Raw genomic sequence first — 19,522 nt, 5'->3', positions numbered from 1 at the left:
AAGAGGTAAGTGAATGCGACGTGGGGTGATGCGGAGGGGGCGGCACTTGGGTGGCGCCCCCTCCGCGATGGTGGGCCTAAGGGTGGTGAGGCTAGACGCTCAGGCTCAGGGTGCTGCGTGCGGCAACCGTGGCCGCCACGAGGTTAGCCAGCGACTCGCGCGTCTCGAGGTAACCGCGGGTCTTGAGTCCGCAGTCCGGGTTGATCCAAAGCTGGCGGGCATCTAGGGAGCCCAGCGCAATGTTGATCAGTTCGGCAACCTCGGCCTCGGAAGGTACACGCGGGGCGTGGATGTCATAAACACCCGGACCGATGCCGCGGGAGAAGCCGAAGTTCGTCAAATCCTCGGTGACCTCCATCCGGGAACGTGCTGCCTCGATCGATGTCACATCGGCGTCCAGGGCGTCGATCGCGTTGATGATCTCCCCGAATTCGGAGTAGCACAGGTGGGTGTGGATTTGGGTGCTATCCACGGCTCCGGCGGTGGATAGCCGGAAGGAATCCACGCTCCAGCCCAGGTACTTTGTCTGATCCTTGCTCCGCAGCGGCAACAGTTCGCGCAATGCCGGCTCATCGACCTGAATGATGGAGATGCCGGCGGCCTCGAGATCGGCGATCTCATCACGCAGGGCCAAGGCCACCTGGTTGGCGGAGACCGAAAGCGGCTCGTCGTCGCGGATGAAGCTCCACGCCAAGATGGTGACCGGACCGGTGAGCATGCCCTTGAACGGCTTGTTGGTCAACGATGCCGCGTAGGAGATCCACGGGACGGTGAACGGGGCCGGACGGGAGACATCTCCCCAGAGGATCGAAGGACGTGTGGCCCGCGATCCGTAGGACTGCACCCAACCGTTGGAGGTTTCGGCGAAGCCGTCGAAGTTTTCCGCGAAGTACTGAACCATGTCATTACGCTCGGCCTCGCCGTGCACCAGCACATCCAGACCCAGTTCTTCCTGCAGGGCCACCACGCGGGCGATCTCCTCCTTCAAGAAGCCCTCGTAGGCGGCGTCGTTGATGGTGCCCGCGCGGTGCGCGGCACGGGCGGAGCGGACCTCTACGGTCTGTGGGAAGGAACCGATGGTGGTGGTGGGCAGCAGCGGCAAGTCCAGTGCCTGTTCCTGCGCCACCTTGCGGGTGGTGGCGTCCGAACGGGAGAAGTCGGCGGTAGTCAGGTTGGCCAGGCGGGTGCGGACAGCGGGCACGGTGGTTCCGGCGAACTCGGCGCGGTTCTTGATGGCCGCGTCGGCTTCGGCCAATTCCGTTGCCACTGCTTCTTGCCCGTCGTTCAGACCCTTGGCCAGCGTGATGACCTCGGAGACCTTCTGGTTGGCGAAGGCGAGCCATTCGGGGAGGTGTGCCGGCAGCTTGGTTTCCAGGGCGACATCGTGCGGGACGTGCTGCAACGAGGTGGCGGTACCCACGGCGAGCGTCCCGCCGGCCTGCTGGACCTCGGCGCGCAGCCCCTGCAGGGTCTGCAGTGAGGTGGTGAGGTTGTTGCGCCAGATGTTGCGTGAATCAACGATGCCCGCCACCAGCGTGGAGCCGGCCAGATCGCCCAGGAAGTTTGCGGTGGGCAATGCCCCACGGATGAGGTCGGCGTGCACCGCGTCAACACCGGCGCGGGCCAGCAGGCCCTGAGTTTCACCCGGGCGTTCGACGTTGCCCGCGGTGCCGTAGCCCAAGGTCACTAGCAGGGCCGGGCGCTTGGTGGCTGCGGCCAGCGTGGTGTAGACGGATTCGGCCAGCGCGCCGGGAACGGCTAGTGCGGCGCCGCGGTCGGTGACCAAGGCTGGCTCATCAAGCTGAACCCACGGGGCACCGGCAGCGGCCAGCGCCGCGAGAATCTCGACGTAGGCGTTCACCACTTCATCCAGGCGCACCAACGGATCGAAGTCGGCTGCTGCGCCGTCCTCGGCCTTGGCCAGCAGCAGGTAACTGATGGGTCCCACGAGCGTGGGTCGGATGGTGGTGCCGTTAGCCTGGTGGGCGGTGAAGGATTCCACCAACGCTGCGGCGTTGGCCTTGATCGGGGTGCTTTCACCGATCTCCGGCACGAGGTAGTGGTAGTTGGTATCGAACCACTTGGTCATTTCCAGCGGGGCACGGGATTCATCGCCGCGGGCAAGAACAAACGCGCCGGCGGTATTGATGGTGCCGTCGGTTGCGGCGAGATCCGCGAAGCGGGTCGGCACAGCGGAGAGCGCGATGGTCGCATCCAGTACCTGATCGTAGTAGGCGAAGTCTCCGGGCAGCGATGCGTCGGTGGCACCAAGTCCTAAGGTGGTGAGCTTCGCGAGGTTGTTTCTCTGCAGTTCGAGAGCTGCGGCGTGCAGCGTGGCTTCGTCGGTCTGCTTGGCCCAGTGCGCTTCGAGGGCCTTTTTCAGTTCGCGGTTAGGACCGATGCGTGGGTAGCCAAGGATGGATGCGGCGGGGAAGGTCTGCTTCGACATGGTATTTCTCCTGATGGTTGTGATGCTTAAAAGTTCGGTGGGTGGTGGAGCTGGTGGGGCGGTTCTTTAGGCCACGGCGCGGGTGGCCCACGTGCGGGTGACCTTGGCCCGGGTGCGTGGCAATTCCAGTTGTTCAACGACGTCGAGGGAGCCGCGATGATCATTGAAGGTGTAGAGGTGAACTCCTGGAGCGCCATCGTCGAAGGCGCGCCGAGCCAGGTTCACCGCTGCTGCCACGCCGATGCGATGGCGTTCGGCCTCCGAATCGGCGGTTTCCAGTGCGTGGGCCAGTTCCGGATCAGGGCACACCCCGGTCATGGAGGCCAAACGATTCAGCCGCTTTAGCGAGTTCAGCGGAATGACTCCGGGAATGATCGGGATGGTGACACCGGCACGTTGTGCCGATTCCACCAGGTTGGTGTATTCGATGGCTTGGAAATACACCTGAGTGATGGCGTAGTTGGCGCCGGATCGTTCCTTCGCCAGGAGCACCTCAATGTCGTGGTCAAAGGAGGGCGATTCCGGATGCCGAATCGGGTAAGCGGCCACGCCCACACCGAGTCTGCCGCCGGCCAGGGCCGCCGAATGTTCGGCCTCGACCTCACGGATCAGTTCGATGAGGTACCGGGCGAAGGGAAATTCTCCGCGCCATTCATCGGTCTTGGTGGGCAGGTCCCCGCGCAGGGCGAGCACTCCTCGCACCCCGAGGGAAATGAAGTGGCGCACCAGGTTCTGTAGAGACTCCCGACTCTCTCCCACACAGGTTAGGTGGGCCAGTGGACGCAACCGGGTGTCGCGGATCAGATGGTCAATCAGCTCCAGTGAGGCAGCGCGACGCGTCGGAGATCCGGAGTAGGTCACCGACACATAGTCTGGATCGGTGCTCTCCAGCGCGGCGATGGTACTGAACACACTTTCACTGGCATCACGACTAGCCGGTGGGTACAGCTCGTAAGACAGCGACGGTGGTGCGACGCTTGTTGCAATGCTCATGTGGGACTCCTCGTTGATTCGAGGGAGGCCTCAGCGGGGTCGACACAAAAGCCGCTGGGACCCACATTTGGGGTGCCCTGCGGCGATGGTGAGCGAACGCTGAAGCGGCTCCATCGCTTCTGGCCTTAGCACCCTCATTGATGGACATCCTCTTGAAGGAGGAATGCCATCACGTGATGGTTGCTGCGGCGTCAACGAGCCAGATCTCTCAGCCGCTCTTGATGGTTGATGTATCCATCTTGAAACACCATCAGCACGCTGTGCAAGGGGCGCTCGACGGTCCTCGTCACGAAGGGCAAAAACACTTCACATGAACGCGGGGCGTCATCTTCGGGCGGTGCTCGGGGACACATTGTTACAGCCCGGTCACTCGCTATTTCCTTTGTTCGGTAAGGATTTTGGGATTTTATGTGACGGTGGACAGATCACTGTGAAGCGTCCGTGACGTCTCACGGAACCATCGGCGGGAGGGTGGCCGAGAAACTCCAGGCAGGACAAAACCCCAAAAAACTGATGGTGTGCGGGAGCGATCAAACGGATTGACCGACGCTTCACTGTCGCTCCATTAACCAGGCGAAGCGTGATGCCATTGAGGCTTCGGGCAGGGGCGAGCTGCTCAGGCGGTGTGCTCCGCCAGTAACGTTCGCAGCCGATCGGCGGTCTGCGTACCTGCCACCGGCACGTACATCACCAGATGCAGTTCCGGTGCATCAGAGGGCACCAGCCGGTGCTGCTCAAAAACCAGCTCTCCGGCGAGCGGATGCAGGAACACCCGTTGCCGGGAGGCAAAGCGCTCCACGCCGCGGTCGGCCCAGAGTTTGGCAAACTGTTGACTGGATTCACCCAAGCGCCGCAGCAGCGTTGTATGGGCGGCGGAGCCGAGTCGGGCTCCAGCCTCGGCACGGAACTCCGCCACAAAGTGCCGCGAGGTCTCTTCCCAGTCCGGCAGCATCTTGCGCAGGTACGGGTCGGTAAAAATCAGCCAGAGCAGGTTCCGGTCCCCCGGATCCACCGCCGAGATGCGGTTGTACAGGCCGGTGTAGGCACGATTCCACCCGGCGATACCCCAGTCTGGGGCGACGGCAAACGCCGGGAAATCAAAGGCATTAAGCAGCCGCTGCAGGTGCTCCGGAGCCTGCTCAATCGAGCTGACCTCGGTGACGGGGCTGGGCGTATATCCGCCCATGGCCAGTAGGTACGACGCTTCGGCAGAGGTCAGGGTGAGCACGCGGGCGATGGATTCGAGCACCTGGCGGGAGGCGTTAATGTCTCGCCCTTGTTCAAGCCAGGTGTACCAGGTGACACTGACCGCGGCGAAGGCGGCAATTTCCTCCCGGCGCAGACCCAAGGTGCGGTTGCGCCCGATCGGCGGAAGCCCGAGTTCCGCGCGGACGAGGTGACTGCGTCGATCTCGCAGGAACTGTCCCAGCTCCTGCCGGCGTTCGGTGCTCATGAGTCTAAATCTATCACTGCCACTACTAGTATTACGAGCGACTTCCGCCTTGGGACCGGTACTGGATAACATGTTCTATGCCTCCATTTCGTTCACGCACAGTCACCCACGGCCGCAACATGGTCGGCGCCCGCGCCCTGCTCCGAGCAGCCGGCGTTAAAGGCTCCGACTTCGGCAAACCGATCATTGCCGTAGCCAACAGCTTCACCGAATTCGTTCCCGGCCACACCCACCTCCAGCCCGTAGGGCGCATCGTCTCCGAGGCGATCATCGAGGCAGGCGGCATCCCGCGCGAATTCAACACCATCGCCGTGGATGACGGCATCGCCATGGGACACGGTGGAATGCTGTACTCGCTGCCCTCGCGCGAACTGATTGCCGACTCGGTCGAGTACATGGTGAACGCGCACTGCGCCGACGCACTGATCTGCATCTCCAACTGCGACAAGATCACCCCCGGCATGATGATGGCGGCACTGCGCCTGAATATCCCGGTCGTTTTTGTTAGTGGCGGGCCGATGGAGGGTGGCTCCGCGGTCCTGATTGACGGCACCGTGCGCAAGGGCTTGAACCTGATCTCGGCCATCGCCGACGCCGTGGATGAATCCGTCTCCGACGCCGACCTCTTGACCCTCGAAGAGAACGCCTGCCCCACCTGCGGCTCATGCTCGGGGATGTTCACCGCCAACTCCATGAACTGCCTCACCGAGGCCCTGGGTCTGGCCCTGCCGGGTAACGGCACCACGCTGGCCACGCACACGGCCCGCCGCGCCCTGTATCAGGATGCCGGCAAGGCCATTGTCGAGATCACCAACGCGCACTACCTTGAGGACGACTACTCGGTCCTGCCGCGCTCGATCGCTTCACGTGCCGCGTTTGAGAACGCGATGACCATGGACATCGCGATGGGCGGATCCTCCAATACGATCCTGCACCTGCTCGCCGCTGCCCAGGAAGCCGAACTCGATTTCACCCTCGATGACATCGACGCCATTTCACGCCGCACCCCGTGCCTGTCCAAGGTCGCCCCCAATGGCGTCTATCTGGTCGAGGATGTCCACCGCGCCGGTGGCATCCCCGCCATCTTGGGCGAGCTGGACCGCGCCGGAATGCTGAACCATGATGTCCGCTCCGTGCACGGCCCCGATCTGCGCTCCTGGCTCGATGATTGGGACATTCGTGGTGGCAAGGCCACCGAGACGGCCATCGAACTGTTCCATGCAGCCCCGGGCTGCGTCCGCTCGGCCACCGCCTTCTCGCAATCCGAGCGCTGGGACACCCTGGACACCGACGCCGAAAACGGCTGTGTTCACTCCGTTGAGCACGCCCACAGCGTCGAGGGCGGGCTGGCCGTGCTGCGCGGCAACATCTCCGTTGACGGCTGCGTGGTGAAGACCGCTGGTGTGGATGAATCGATCTTCAAGTTCTCCGGTCCAGCCGTGGTCTTCGAATCCCAGGACGATGCCGTCACCGCCATCCTGAGCAAGACCGTGGTCGCCGGCGACGTCGTCGTGATCCGCTACGAGGGACCGCGCGGCGGGCCGGGCATGCAGGAAATGCTCTACCCCACCTCGTTCCTCAAGGGACTGGGTCTCGGCGCCAAGTGTGCACTGATCACCGACGGGCGCTTCTCCGGAGGTACCTCCGGACTGTCGATCGGCCACGTCTCACCCGAGGCCGCCGCCGGTGGCGCTATCGCGCTGGTTCAAAATGGTGACACGATTTCCATCGACATCCCGGCCCGCTCCATCACGCTGGAGGTCAGCGACGATGAGTTGGCTCGCCGCCGCGAATTGCTCGAATCGAGCATCGGCTACCGGCCCCGCGACCGCGAGCGCGTGGTTTCCCCGGCCCTGCGCGCCTATGCTGCCTTCGCTCAGTCGGCGGACAAGGGTGCCGTGCGGCACGTCCCGGAAATCTCGGTTCCACTGCCGGCGCGAGTCTAAGGACCACCGCGTTCGCGCGCTAATGTAGTTTCAACAGCGGGTGCCCATCCACAAGGATGGGCACCCGCTGTGTTTGCCCCTGACCGATCTATGGCGATGGATCGCCCGTGATTGTGTCGCGTCGCCCCGGGCAGAGCCATCAGGTGAATTAGGCTGGTGCGCACCATGGACTACAGGAACACGACCCACCAAAGCGGCGGCAGGGAACGGTCAATCGACGAGGACTCGCGGCCCGGAGAAGACGAATTCCGCGTCGACATCGAACGCATCCGTTTCTCCCCCTACTTCTCCCGGCTCTCGGCGGTGACCCAGGTGATCCCGCAGGCAGGTGCGGGCACCGTGGTGCACAACCGGCTCACTCACACGCTCAAGGTTTCCGCGGTGGCTCGCTCCATCGCCATCGGCTTGCGCACCGCCGATGAACCCACCCGCGCCTTGGTTGCCGAGCTCGGCGGTTGTGATCCGGTGGTGGTGCAGGCAGCGGCCGCCGCCCACGACCTGGGCCACCCGCCCTTCGGACATCTGGGCGAACAGGAACTTGACCGGGCGGCCCGCAACATCCTGGGGTTGCCCGACGGTTTTGAGGGGAACGCTCAGTCTTTCCGCATCCTCACGGCACTGGACAGCTGCGATGCGAGCCCACGCGGGCTGAACCTGACCCGCGCGGTGCGCGCGGCGGTGTTGAAGTATCCCTGGACCCGCAATGCTTGGCGCACGCTGGCGCCCCGACCACCGGAGCTGCTGCCGCGTGGCGTGGGCATTGGCGGTGGCAGTCCCGCCCTGAAGTTCTCGGCCTATGACATTGAGTCGGCGGAGATGGCCGATGTGCTCTCGGTGTTCCCGCAAATCGCCGAACACCAGCAGACCCTGGAATGCTCGGTCATGGACATCGCCGATGACATTGCCTATGCGGTGCATGACCTCGATGACTTCTATCGGGCCGGTGTGCTGCAGTACTCCCTCGTATCCACCGAGCTGCGCCGTTGGCTTGATGCCGCCTCCGAGCTGGCCGCATTGGACGCGCGCGACCTTGACCGACGTTTGCCCGGCCATGAGCTCGAGCGCGCCTGGCGCCGGGTTGCGGCCAAGGACCCGTGGATCTCCGATGCACAGGCTTTCCGTGCCTCGGTGCAGCGGGTGGACAATGATCTGGTGGAGGGGCTGTTGTCCCTGCCCTATGACGGCGGGCTGGATGCCGATCGCACCGTCACAGCCTTCACCCGGCGCTGGATCGACAGGCTGCAGGGCTCGATCGCCGTGGAGAAGAATCCACAAATCCGCAGCGGACATGTCCGGCTGGCCGACGAGGCCTGGCACGATGTGGTGGTGCTCAAATTTGTGCACGAACGCTTTGTCCTGGAACGCTCGGATTTGGCGCTGTACCAGCGCGGGCAAACTCGCATCATCAAGTCCTTGGCCGAGGGCTTGTCCGCCTGGCTGGATGATCCACAGGACTCCGCCCGCGCACCGCGCCGACTGCTGGACTCCGTCGAGGCGGCAACCGCCGAATATCAGCAGCTGTTCATTCAGTCCCCGAATTCCATTCCCAACGCGTCGGGAAGTGAGATCCGACGCCTGGGGAGATCCCGGGCGATCGTGGATTACATTGCCTCGTTTACCGACGCCCAAGCGGTGTCGGTGAATGCCCTGCTGACCGGCTCCTCCGAAAGTATTTGGGAGGTTGGACGCGGGCTCTGATCAACCGCAAACGGCACGGGCCGCCACCTTCCGAAAAGGAAAGTAGCGGCCCGTGCCGTTTGTGCGCGGAGCGCGTGAAACTACTTCTTGAGCAGTTCCAGCGCGGTGTTCAGCGTTGCACTTGGGCGCATGATTGCAGCAACCTTGGCCTCAACCGGGCGGTAGTAGCCACCCAGGTCAACCGGGGCACCCTGAACTGCTGCGAGTTCGGCCACGATGGCTTCCTCGTTGCTGCCCAGTGCTTCGGAAACGGCCTTGAAGGCCGTTGCCAGCTCGGCATCCTTGGTCTGCGCGGAGAGCTCTTCGGCCCAGTACTTGGCCAGGTAGAAGTGGCTGCCGCGGTTATCCAGCTCGCCAACCTTGCGCTTGGGCGACTTGTTTTCCAGCAGGAAGGTGCCGGTAGCCGCATCCAGGGTGTCGGCAAGGATCTGCGCACGCGGGTTGACCGAGGTGTTGGCCAGGTGCTCGAAGGAGACGGCCAGGGCCAGGAACTCGCCCAGGGAATCCCAGCGCAGGTGGTTTTCGTTCACCAGCTGCGCCACGTGCTTCGGAGCCGAACCACCGGCGCCGGTCTCGAACAGTCCGCCACCGGCGATCAGCGGCACGATGGAAAGCATCTTGGCGCTTGTACCCAATTCGAGGATCGGGAACAGGTCAGTGAGGTAGTCGCGCAGCACGTTGCCGGACACCGAGATGGTGTCCTCGCCGCGGCGAATGCGATCGATGGTGTACTGAGTTGCAGCAACCGGCGAGAGAATCTCGATGGTCAGTCCCTCGGTGTCATGCTCAGCCAGGTACTCGTTAACCTTGGAGATCAGCACGCGGTCGTGCGAGCGGGTCTCGTCAAGCCAGAATACGGCCGGGGTGGCCGAGGCACGGGCACGGTTGACGGCCAACTTAACCCAGTCGCGCACCGGCACGTCCTTGGTCTGGCAGGCACGCCAGATGTCACCGGCGAAGACCTGGTGCTCCAGAAGCACGCCGCCCGTGGCATCAAGGATCTGGACGTGGCCGGCGGCCTTGATCTCAAAGGTCTTGTCGTGAGATCCGTATTCCTCGGCAGCCTGAGCCATCAACCCGACGTTCGGGACGGTACCCATGGTGGTCGGGTCGTAGGCGCCATTGGCGCGGCAGTCATCGATGACCACCTGGTAGATGCCCGAGTACGAGGAATCCGGCAGCACGGCGAGGGTATCGCGCTCCGCACCTTCCTTGTCCCACATGTGGCCCGAAGAACGAATCATGGCCGGCATGGAGGCGTCAACGATGACGTCCGAGGGGACGTGCAGGTTGGTGATGCCCTTGTCGGAATCGACCATCGCGATGGCCGGACCCTCGGCAAAGCCCTTGGCGATCAGTGCTTCAACACCGGCGCGAACATCGTCGGCCAGCTCGTCGAGCCCACCAAGGATGGCGGCAAGGCCGTTGTTTGCGCTCAGGCCTGCGGCTTCAAGCTGCTCGCCGTAGGTCTCGAAGAGTTCGGAGAAGTAGGCCTTCACCACGTGGCCGAAGATGATCGGGTCAGAGACCTTCATCATCGTGGCCTTCAGGTGTGCGGAGAAGAGCACGTCTTCGGCCTTGGCGCGAGCGATGGCGTCCTTCAAGAAGGCGTCCAGTGATGCTGCGTGCATGACGGTGCCATCGATGATTTCGTCCTTCAGGACGGGAAGGGCCTTCTTCAGGACCTTAACTTCGCCGTCTTCGCCAACGAAGCGGATCGAGAGAGTCTGCGCTTCGGTGATAACTACTGACTTCTCGTTGGCGCGGAAGTCATCTTCGGCCATCGTGGCAACGTTAGTCTTGGACTCTGCAGTCCAGGCACCCATCGTGTGCGGGTTCTTACGGGCGTAGTTCTTCACGCTCAACGGGGCGCGGCGGTCCGAGTTGCCTTCGCGAAGAACCGGGTTCACTGCTGAGCCCTTGATCTTGTCATAACGCGCGCGGGCGTCGGTCTCTTCGTCGGAGGACGGGTTGTCCGGGTAATCCGGCAGGGCGTATCCGGCTGCCTGAAGTTCGGCAATCGCTGCCTTGAGCTGCGGGATGGATGCCGAGATGTTCGGCAGCTTGATGATGTTTGCGTCCGGGCTCTTGGCCAGTGCGCCGAGTTCTGCCAGGGCGTCGGGAATCTGCTGTTCCGCGGTGAGGTGGTCACCAAAGACGGAAATGATGCGGCCGGCCAACGAGATATCTCGCGTTTCGATCTCTACACCCGCGGTCGAGGCGTACGCTTCGACAATCGGCAGGAACGAGTGGGTTGCCAACATCGGAGCTTCGTCGGTGTGGGTATAAATAATCTTGGCCATAGGTGCGGCGTCTCCCTGAACGGTCTTCTCGGATATGTGTACTCCGACTTGATCTCAACAGCCCTAACTTACCCGATTTACTGCGCACACACACTTTTTGTGGCGAGAGACGCGTTCTCCCCCACACCTATTTCACCGCGAAAAGACGCGGCAATCAGCGCTATTGCAGCAGTGCGTCGTTAAGTTAACCCGTCATAACTGAACTCAGGGGCGCTGCTGCTCAGGCTCGAGGAAAGAGCATCCCCAACTCACTCACGGTTTCATCAAAGATGGCTACCGGATCGGCGTCGATGCCATCGATTTCCCGCTGGCCGAATGTTTGCCAGGCAACCCGCCAGGCGGCAGTAACTACCTCGGCAACTAGCAGCGCCCGAAGCTGGCCCAGCTGGCCACGTTGCGTCAGCGCCTCGCTGAGCGCCTTAACCAGGCTTCGCTCCTGATGCATAGCAATCCGCAGTATCTGCGGCTCCTTGACCATCAACCGCGAAATCCGGCGAAAATCGCTCTGTTCAACTTCGAGCGCAAAAAGTTCGCGGCACCGTGACAATAAGTCCTCCAGGATCCCCGATGCGCCGCTCGAGGTGCTTTTGTGATCCACCAGAGCTTCGATCAGGTTTTGCTGACCGGGCATCAGCACATGCTCCTTGGAAGCGTAGTAGCGAAAAACCGTGCGCTCAGAAATCCCCACACGGGCCGCAATGTCGCCGACCGTCGTGGCATCCAGGCCCCGCTCCTCCACGAGGTCCAGCATGGCCCCCTGAATCTCGCGCAGCATCTGGGCGCGGTGATCATCACGAATACCCAAGATTCATCTCATTCCCTGTAGCGGCCGCCTCGACAGCCACCGAGACCCTCCCACTATATTTCATGTCACACTCTGACAGGTTTAGCTTACAGAACCTGTCAGACCATGACATGATTTTGTCAGTTCAAAAACTTACAGAAGAGGTAGCCTCCGATGGCTCAGACCGCAGACGACACGATGTCGCCGCCCGAAACTCCTACCCGGCAGGCTCCGCCAACGTTGCCAACCAAGCAACTGACCGGAATCATTGGCGCGCTAGCACTCGCCGCGTTCATGATGATCCTCAACGAAACGGCACTCAGCGTTGCGCTGCCAGCGGTCATGGCGGACCTGTCCGTCTCCGCGGCCGCAGGACAGTGGCTGACCACCGGATTCTTGCTGACCATGTCCGTAGTCATCCCGACAACCGGCTACCTACTACAGCGCTTCAGCTCCCGCAGCCTCTTCATTTTCGCGCTGTCCAGCTTCATTGTCGGCACCGTGCTCGCCATTTTTGCACCGAGCTTCGCCGTGCTGCTGGTGGCCCGCATCATCCAGGCCATCGGTACCGCGATCGTGCTGCCGTTGCTGATGACCACCACGTTGTCCCTGGTTCCCATACATAAGCGCGGGGCCATTATGGGCTTAAACGCCATCGTCATCTCCGTGGGCCCGGCCATCGGTCCGACGGTTTCCGGTGCCATCGTGAACGCCTTCACCTGGCACTACATCTTCATCATGATGGCACCGTTGGCCGTGATCATTTTGGTACTGGGCCTCATCTTCATCAAGGTCCCGTCGCAGGCCCGCAAGATTCCGCTTGATGTTCTTTCGGTCGTGCTCTCCGCGCTGGCCTTCGGCCTGCTGGTCTACGGCATCTCCACCCTTGAACATCTTGGCGAGAACGTTGCCTTGACCGTCGGCTGCTTCGTTGTCGGCCTAACTGCCCTGGGCCTGTTCATCAAGCGCCAGGTCCGTTTGACCCGCGAAGGCAAAGAACTGCTGAACCTCACCCCGTTCATGTCCCGCACCTTCACCTTCTCGCTACTGATGATCATGATTGCCTTCGGCACCCTGCTGGGCACCATTGTGATGCTGCCGATCATCCTTGAATCAGGTTCGGGCTTCAGCACGCTGTCCATCGGCATGATGCTGCTGCCCGGCGGTCTGGCACAGGCCATCGTCTCCCCGATCTTCGGACGCATCTACGACCGCTTCGGTCCGCGTCCGGTGCTGATCCCCGGTGCTGCCATGTTGGCGGCGGGCCAGTGGATGTATGTCACGGTGGATTCGGACACCGCATTGTGGATGTTCATGCTTAACCACGTCGTCTTCTCCATCGGACTCGCCCTGCTGATGACCGGGCTGATGTCCTCGGCATTGTCCACCGTCGAGCCGCGGCTCTACGGCCATGGTTCTGCCATCTTCAACACCGGCCAGCAGCTCGGTGGCGCCATCGGCACCACCATCTTCGTGACGGTCATGTCCCTGTTGTCCACCGCGAAGCTTGAAGCGGGATCCGACCTGGCCCACGCCCTGTTCTCCGGCGCCCATGTCTCCTTCATCATCGGTGCCGTCTTGGCCACCATCGGTCTGGGTATTTCCTTCTTCGTCAAGGTACATAAGACGCACTAGCGAACACCTCAACAGCCGTTGACCATGGTGGCCCCGGGCGAAGAATTCGCCCGGGGCCACCATGGTCAACGAAAAACTGCCACCGCTTTCCCCTGTGCAGGGAAAAACGGCGGCAGCATGATCACTGGTGATCAGTGACGTTTTCTCTAGTGGAAGAAGTGGCGTGCACCGGTGAAGTACATGGTGATGCCGGCCGCGTTTGCTGCGGCAATGACCTCTTCATCGCGGACCGATCCGCCGGGCTGCACCACTGCACGCACACCGGCGTCCAAGAGGATCTGCAGACCGTCGGCAAACGGGAAGAAGGCATCCGATGCAGCCACCGCACCGCGGGCGCGTTCGGCAGAAACACCCTCGGCTCCGGAAGCGCCGCCGGCTGCATCTACCGTGGACTCCACGGTGACGCCCAGGGTGTTGGCGCGCTCTACGGCCAGCTTGCAGGAGTCAACGCGGTTGACCTGCCCCATGCCGATGCCCACTGCTGCACCGTTGTTGGCAAGCAGGATGGCATTAGACTTCGCGGCACGCACTGCGGTCCAAGCGAAGGCCAGGTCCGTAAGGGTGGCAGCGTCGGCTGCTTCGCCTGCTGCCAGGGTCCAGTTTGCCGAGTCGTCGCCATCGGCGTCGACCTTATCCGATACCTGGACGAGCACTCCGCCGGAAACCTGGCGAATTTCGCTCGGGTAGCGGCCGTAGCCCTCGGGCAGGGCCAGCAGACGGATGTTCTTCTTCTTGGAGAGGATTTCCACCGCTTCCGGCGCGAAGTCCGGCGCAATAACAACCTCGGTGAAGATGTCCTTGATGGTGTTGGCCATGCCGGCGGTCACGGTGCGGTTCGCGGCAATAACACCACCGAAGGCGGAGAGCGGGTCCGTTGCATGAGCCTTGGCGTGAGCGTCGGCGATCGGATCCGTTGCATCGGCCGAAGCCACTGCGACGCCACACGGGTTGGCGTGCTTAATCACTGCGACGGCCGGGGCCTCGAAGTCGAAGGCTGCGCGCAATGCCGCATCGGCGTCAACGTAGTTGTTGTAGCTCATGGCCTTGCCGTGGAGCTGGTCGGCCTGGGCGATGCCGGCCGGTGCTGCCTTGTCCACGTAGAGAGCTGCCTGCTGGTGCGGGTTTTCGCCGTAGCGCAAAACCTCTGAGCGTTCCAGGGCCAAACCCGAGTATGCGGGCCAGTCGATGACTCCGTCGCCGTCCTCGTCGAGGAACTGCGCTGCGGTCCACGAAGCGACAGCGGTGTCATAGGCTGCCGTGTGAGCGAAGGCCTTGGCGGCCAGACGCTGACGGGACTTCAGATCGAAGCCACCGACCGATGCTGCGGCGATGACCTCGGAGTAGTAGGCCGGGTCAACGACGATGGAGACGGCCGCGTGGTTCTTGGCTGCCGAACGCACCATGGCGGGTCCGCCGATGTCGATCTGCTCAACGACTGCGTCATTTTCCGCGCCGGAGCGAACGGTGTCGACGAACGGGTAAAGGTTCACCACGACGAGGTCGAAGGCCTCGATCTGCATGTCGTCGAGAGTTTTCATGTGTTCCGGCACGCGACGGTCGGCAAGGATTCCGCCGTGTACACGCGGGTGCAGGGTCTTGACTCGACCGTCAAGCATCTCCGGGGAGCCGGTAACTTCCTCAACCTCGGTGACAGGGATTCCGGCGGCGGCAATGCGCTTGGCCGTGGAACCGGTGGAGACCAGTGCGACTCCTGCGGCGTGCAGGCCTGTTGCCAGTTCCTCCAATCCGTTCTTGTCATAGACGGAAATCAGAGCCCGTCGAATCGGGACGCGATCAAGGACAATACGGCTCACAAGGGTCTCCCATGGTGCAGTTTGAGGGGGGTGCAGGTCCCATCTTAGCGCCCAGCCCCACGGCAGCCCGCTTGTGTGGCGGCGGGGTTACTTGACCATTTCGCCCTCGGGCGTGACCACGTACCAGATCCCTTGCACCGCTTGACCCAAGGTATCCCCGGGCTTTGTATCCTGCGAGAAGTAGTACAGCGGCATGCCGTTAAGCGTCAGTTGCTTCTGACCGTCGGGACTAGTGATGGTTCCCACTTCTCCGGTGACACCGTCCATCGTCGGCGTGGCATTGGCGGTGGTGGCGATGGGCCAAGCATTCAGGCATTCTCCGGTGCATGCGCTGGTTTTGGTGCCTTTGGCATCCTTGGTGAAGACGTACAGGCTGATGCCCTTTGCATCCACCACGATATTGCCCAGGCTTGTCTGGGCGGTCTTCAGATCCGTGCCGGCCATCGCCGTGTCCGAGGCGCTGGGTGCCGGTGCCTCGTATCCGCCGCCGGTGTCGGGCGACGTTGCGGCGGGGCTTTGTCCCGGGGTGGTGGTGTCGGCGCAGCCCGACAGCAGCAGCGCTGCGCCGAGGAAAAGTGCAGCGGCCGCGGTCTTGGTGTGGTTCTTCGGGTTCATGATGCAATTCCTAACACTTGGGGCGGGACGTGGGCCCCCGTTGCCTGGGGGCCAGGAGCTCCCCGGGGGCTGGTTTCAGGTACTCCCGAGGCATCTCTCACTGACTAAGACGCATCAAGGTGTGTTGGGGTTCACACCGTGGCCAACTTTTCTGCGCATACTTGGAACGTGGTTGAACCGATTGAAGTAACGATGCGTCTTAGTGGGGTGAACCCATGTTCCCGAAGAGACCCAATGGACCCCATGTGCCACTAGATGCGCAAGCGGTGTCGGACATCTACCGCGACCACGGAGAGGACCTCCGACGCTTTGTGCTGCGTGTAGCCTCCGACCGCGACGAGGCGGACGACGTGGTGCAGGAAACCGTGCTCAAGGTGTGGAAGGCCGCCCCGGAGTTGACCGGATCGCTGCGCAGCTACTTGTTTGCCACCGCGCGCAACGTGATCATCGACCGGCACCGCCGAGCCGCCGCACGGATTTCCGCTTCGGCGCTGGGCGACCAAGATCCCGAGGCTGCGGGCGCTCTTGCGGGCATGGAAGCGGTCCTGGACAGGATTCTCATGGAAGAGGCCTTAATGCGTTTGACCCTAGAACATCGGCAGGTGGTGATCCACATGCATTATCTAGGTTCCACGGTGGCCCAAACGGCCTCAAGCTTGGGGATCCCCCAGGGCACGGTGAAATCACGGGCGTACTACGCGCTGAGGGCCCTTCGCGGGATCTTGGCAGAAATGGGGGTGGAACAGTGAACGAGCACATGGACCTGGGTGCCTATGCGTTGGGCGGGCTTGACCCCGACGAGGCACGTGACTTCGAGGCGCACCTGGCCATCTGCCAGCAATGCCGCGAGGAGCTTGTCTCCTTTGCCCCGGTGACAACGCGGCTTGGCGCATTGGATACGCAGGCGGCCCAGGCGCTGTTGTTCGCTAAGCCCACCGTCACGGTTTCGGATCCCGGGGTCGAACTCCTGGACCGACTGCGGGCCAGGCGCCGAACCCGTCGCGCCCTGCTGGGTACCGCAGCGGTGGCGGCGGTCGCCGCATCCGTGGCCGGGGGCGTGTTCCTGGCGCCGGTGCTGCGTCCCGCGCCCGCACCCGATGCCAGCTACGAGGTGGTCTCGGCCGCCGGGCCGCGCGTGGATCTGGGATTGAATGCCAAGGCCTGGGGCACCGAGCTGCAATTCAGTGGCACCGAATTGCCCACCAGCGGGACGCTTTCGCTGTGGGTGGTCGATCGCTCCGGCCAGGTCGACAGGGCTGGCTCCTGGAGCGCCACGAAAACGGGCACGGCCCGTCTGAGCGGGGCCGTGCCCACGGAGCTGGGACGCATCTCGACAATCCAGCTGCGCGACCTGGATTCAAGGATCCTCGCCGAACTCAGCCTCCCGGAAGGTCCTGCGCAGCTGCCGGGCTAATGCGCGAGTTCCGGGAAGTGTTTCGCCAGCTGAGTGTCGGTAAGGCACCTTCGCAGCAAGGCATCGCCATGCTCCTCGTCGGAAAGGTAGACGACGATATCCGCGTTTCGCCCTTTGGCAAGGGCTGAGCGCAACGATTCGGTGATGCGGATGAGCATTTCGTAATACAGCTGGTTGGTCTTCTCCCAGCCATGATCTTTGGCCACACTGGTCAGCGCCTGATTCCAAAGAGACGTTGCTGACTCGTCAAAGAGCTCAATGGGACTCCACTGCCAGTCCGCTGGATTCCATTTGGAAGAGAAATAGCCCTGTTCCGCATCGGAAGTCAGGGCGTCAAATTCCTTCAGCACCTCGTCGATATCTTCATCGTCATCATCATCGATGGGAACGTCGTCTTCATCGTCGTCTTCATCACGAATCACATCGTTGTCGTGGAGATGCGTGTCCCGGTCGGACCCATTGTCATCACCGTCGGCACGTTCCTCGAAGCCTTCTTCGTCGTTCTCGTCGTCGAAGTCCTCTTCAACTATTTCCACGTCGTCGCCGCTGAGGGCACGTGTTAGTGCTTGTTCGGAGTTCAGGGCCAGAACCGGCAAATCGATATGATCGGTTTCGTCGGCACTCACCCCATCGAGGGCGATCGCGTAGAACACTTCGTCCGGGTGGTGGTTAATAATCTCTTCCGCCTGGCGAAGAGCCGACACCCGTATCGCCTCTTCGAGAGCGGTCCAATCTACTCCCATATTCAGAGCCTACCCCGGGATGCTCTGCACCGGAACAGCCTTTGCACACGGGTCTGAATCAAAATCTGAACCTCCAGAATTTGCCGTTTCACGACACAAGAAGCAAGAAAATGTCAAGGGATATTCTGTGCAATCCCTATTCAGCGCGTAGCGTTGATCCCGGTTGCAGAGGACCGGTTCCTCCCACGCCGCACGTACTGCCCAGCCTTCATAGCTCAACTCGTCCCGCGCCAAACCGCACCTGTCAAAAGGCCTCTCATGAACAACTACCTCAAGCTCCCCACTGGCGAGTCAATCGTCCAGAATCTCCCGTGGAAGTGGGGTGTCCAGGGGAAGATATTTGTCATTGGTGGACTGGGATTCATGTTTGATGCCTGGGATGTCACGCTCAATGGCGCGCTCATTCCTTTGGTCGCCGCGGAGTGGGGTCTGGACCGCACCACCGCGGCCCTCCTAGGCACGGGTAACCTGCTGGGTATGGCGCTTGGCGCGTTCCTCTGGGGAACCATTGCGGATAAAATCGGGCGCAAAAAGGCATTCACTTGGACGCTACTGATCTTTTCGATCTTCACCGTGGCGGGTGCCCTGGCTCCCAGCTTCGCTTGGTTCGTTGCCTTCCGCTTTATTGCCGGAGTGGGTCTGGGTGGCTGCATCCCGGTTGATTACGCTCTCGTGGGTGAGTTCACCCCAGCCAAACAACGGGGACGGGTGCTCACCGCAATGGATGGGTGGTGGCCAATTGGCGCTGCGCTCTCATTCTTCATTTCCGGCTGGGTTCAAGCAACCACGGGTAATTGGCGACTCATTCTTGCCGTCATGGTGCTTCCTGCCCTACTGGTGTTTTGGATCCGCAGAAGTGTTCCGGAGTCACCGCTCTATCTGGTCCGCGCCGGCCAACGTGACAAGGCGGCCAAGGTCATTGATGATTTGGTCACCCGAACAGGTGCCGAGGCCAAACCCTATACCCTGCCGGATCCGGCGTCGGCTCCTCGTCTCTCGGCCGGGTCTTGGCTCGATCAGCTGGTGAAAGTCTGGCGATTCAGCCCCAAGATCACATTGGTTTCTTGGTCATTGTTCTTGACCATCCTCTTGGTTTATTACCTGGCACTGACATGGATGCCTTCCATCCTGTCCGATGCTGGCATGGCGCAATCCACGGCCCTCTTCATGACTTCGGTGATGGCGCTAATGGGCTTGATCGGTGTCGCCATTGCGGCGCTGTTGGTCGAAAAGGTTGGCCGCAAATGGTTGCTGGGCGTCACTGGCCCTCTATCTGCCTTCATTTTGGTTCTGGTGGCAGTGACCATCAACGCCCCAACCATCGCACTGGTCTGGATGTTGGTCTTTGGCGTTGTCATTCAGGTTGCCATCCCGGTGCTGTATGCCTATATTTCAGAGCTTTACCCCACGGAATTGCGCAGTTCGGGCTTCGGCTGGGCTTCGTCATTCAGCAGATTGGGCGCAGGCTTTGGTCCTCTACTTTTTGCCGCGTTGTGGCCAGTCTTCGGCCTCGGTAATTTGTTCCTCGCTGCGGGAGCCCTCGTGGTCGCGGCGGTCATCCTGATGGCGTTCTTCGCTCCCGAGACCAAAGGCCGTGCACTGCAATAGGCCCGCCCAATGTCTTGGACCGCACCACTGCGCCCTCCGGTTCCCGCTGACGGGAGGCCGGAGGGCG

At 62.1% G+C, this 19,522-nt stretch carries 14 protein-coding genes and 1 riboswitch; of the genes, 6 read left to right on the top strand and 8 right to left on the bottom strand.

Going from position 1 to position 19,522, the window contains the following annotated elements:
- Window positions 1–91: 91 nt before the first annotated feature.
- The 3 genes from metE to HED64_RS11635 all read right to left on the bottom strand — a co-directional run bounded on the left by metE (window position 92) and on the right by HED64_RS11635 (window position 4,895).
- Window positions 92–2,449 carry a 5-methyltetrahydropteroyltriglutamate--homocysteine S-methyltransferase gene (metE, locus tag HED64_RS11645; protein WP_168152176.1) on the bottom strand — a complete coding sequence of 786 codons (2,358 nt, stop codon included), beginning with the start codon at window positions 2,447–2,449 and terminating at the stop codon, window positions 92–94.
- Between the two features lie 66 nt (window positions 2,450–2,515).
- Entirely contained in the window at window positions 2,516–3,442 is a 927-nt protein-coding gene (locus tag HED64_RS11640; protein ID WP_168152175.1) for a methylenetetrahydrofolate reductase, read from the bottom strand.
- A 107-nt stretch (window positions 3,443–3,549) separates the two neighbouring features.
- Window positions 3,550–3,670: riboswitch (SAM riboswitch) on the bottom strand.
- 388 nt (window positions 3,671–4,058) lie between these two features.
- On the bottom strand, window positions 4,059–4,895 hold the full coding sequence (locus HED64_RS11635; RefSeq protein ID WP_168152174.1) for a helix-turn-helix transcriptional regulator: 837 nt from the start codon (window positions 4,893–4,895) through the stop codon (window positions 4,059–4,061).
- Between the two features lie 77 nt (window positions 4,896–4,972).
- Between HED64_RS11635 and ilvD the strand changes: the two genes are divergently transcribed.
- Window positions 4,973–6,841, top strand: coding sequence for a dihydroxy-acid dehydratase (gene ilvD / locus HED64_RS11630; protein WP_168152173.1), 1,869 nt, complete (start codon window positions 4,973–4,975; stop codon window positions 6,839–6,841).
- Window positions 6,842–7,006: 165 nt separating this feature from the next.
- Window positions 7,007–8,539: a deoxyguanosinetriphosphate triphosphohydrolase family protein gene (locus HED64_RS11625; protein ID WP_168152172.1), complete on the top strand. Its 1,533-nt coding sequence runs from the start codon at window positions 7,007–7,009 to the stop codon at window positions 8,537–8,539.
- A gap of 80 nt (window positions 8,540–8,619) precedes the next feature.
- On the opposite strand, the gene HED64_RS11620 is transcribed toward HED64_RS11625, so the two are convergent.
- Both HED64_RS11620 and HED64_RS11615 read right to left on the bottom strand, forming a co-directional pair.
- Entirely contained in the window at window positions 8,620–10,842 is a 2,223-nt protein-coding gene (locus tag HED64_RS11620; protein WP_168152171.1) for an NADP-dependent isocitrate dehydrogenase, read from the bottom strand.
- Window positions 10,843–11,062: 220 nt separating this feature from the next.
- The gene (locus HED64_RS11615; RefSeq protein ID WP_168152170.1) at window positions 11,063–11,617 is read right to left on the bottom strand and encodes a TetR/AcrR family transcriptional regulator; all 555 of its coding nucleotides are present in this window, start codon (window positions 11,615–11,617) and stop codon (window positions 11,063–11,065) included.
- A gap of 183 nt (window positions 11,618–11,800) precedes the next feature.
- On the opposite strand from HED64_RS11615, the gene HED64_RS11610 reads away from it, so the two are divergent.
- On the top strand, window positions 11,801–13,261 hold the full coding sequence (locus HED64_RS11610) for an MDR family MFS transporter (RefSeq protein WP_168152169.1): 1,461 nt from the start codon (window positions 11,801–11,803) through the stop codon (window positions 13,259–13,261).
- A gap of 146 nt (window positions 13,262–13,407) precedes the next feature.
- Here HED64_RS11610 and purH read toward each other — a convergent pair whose 3' ends face one another.
- Together purH and HED64_RS11600 are read right to left on the bottom strand one after the other, a co-directional pair.
- A complete protein-coding gene (gene purH / locus HED64_RS11605) occupies window positions 13,408–15,075 on the bottom strand; it encodes a bifunctional phosphoribosylaminoimidazolecarboxamide formyltransferase/IMP cyclohydrolase (RefSeq protein WP_168152168.1) in 1,668 nt (555 codons plus the stop codon).
- Between the two features lie 87 nt (window positions 15,076–15,162).
- The gene (locus HED64_RS11600) at window positions 15,163–15,690 is read right to left on the bottom strand and encodes a COG4315 family predicted lipoprotein (RefSeq protein WP_168152167.1); all 528 of its coding nucleotides are present in this window, start codon (window positions 15,688–15,690) and stop codon (window positions 15,163–15,165) included.
- Window positions 15,691–15,935: 245 nt separating this feature from the next.
- Between HED64_RS11600 and HED64_RS11595 the strand changes: the two genes are divergently transcribed.
- Both HED64_RS11595 and HED64_RS11590 read left to right on the top strand, forming a co-directional pair.
- Window positions 15,936–16,439, top strand: coding sequence for a sigma-70 family RNA polymerase sigma factor (locus tag HED64_RS11595; RefSeq protein WP_168152334.1), 504 nt, complete (start codon window positions 15,936–15,938; stop codon window positions 16,437–16,439).
- A complete protein-coding gene (locus tag HED64_RS11590; protein WP_168152166.1) occupies window positions 16,436–17,104 on the top strand; it encodes a zf-HC2 domain-containing protein in 669 nt (222 codons plus the stop codon). The genes HED64_RS11595 and HED64_RS11590 overlap by 4 nt, the downstream gene beginning before the upstream one ends.
- Here HED64_RS11590 and HED64_RS11585 read toward each other — a convergent pair.
- A complete protein-coding gene (locus HED64_RS11585; RefSeq protein WP_168152165.1) occupies window positions 17,101–17,847 on the bottom strand; it encodes a hypothetical protein in 747 nt (248 codons plus the stop codon). The two genes, HED64_RS11590 and HED64_RS11585, sit on opposite strands and share 4 nt — an antisense overlap.
- Before the next feature lie 258 nt (window positions 17,848–18,105).
- Here HED64_RS11585 and HED64_RS11580 point away from each other — a divergent pair, with 258 nt between their 5' ends.
- Complete coding sequence (locus HED64_RS11580) at window positions 18,106–19,455, top strand: MFS transporter (protein WP_168152164.1); 1,350 nt, start codon at window positions 18,106–18,108, stop codon at window positions 19,453–19,455.
- Window positions 19,456–19,522: the final 67 nt, after the last annotated feature.

Origin of the sequence: Paeniglutamicibacter terrestris (assembly GCF_012271785.1) — a bacterium.
Lineage (GTDB): Bacteria > Actinomycetota > Actinomycetes > Actinomycetales > Micrococcaceae > Paeniglutamicibacter > Paeniglutamicibacter terrestris.
The sequence above is the reverse complement of the archived record's forward strand: the minus strand, read 5'-3'. Positions and strand labels throughout refer to the sequence as shown.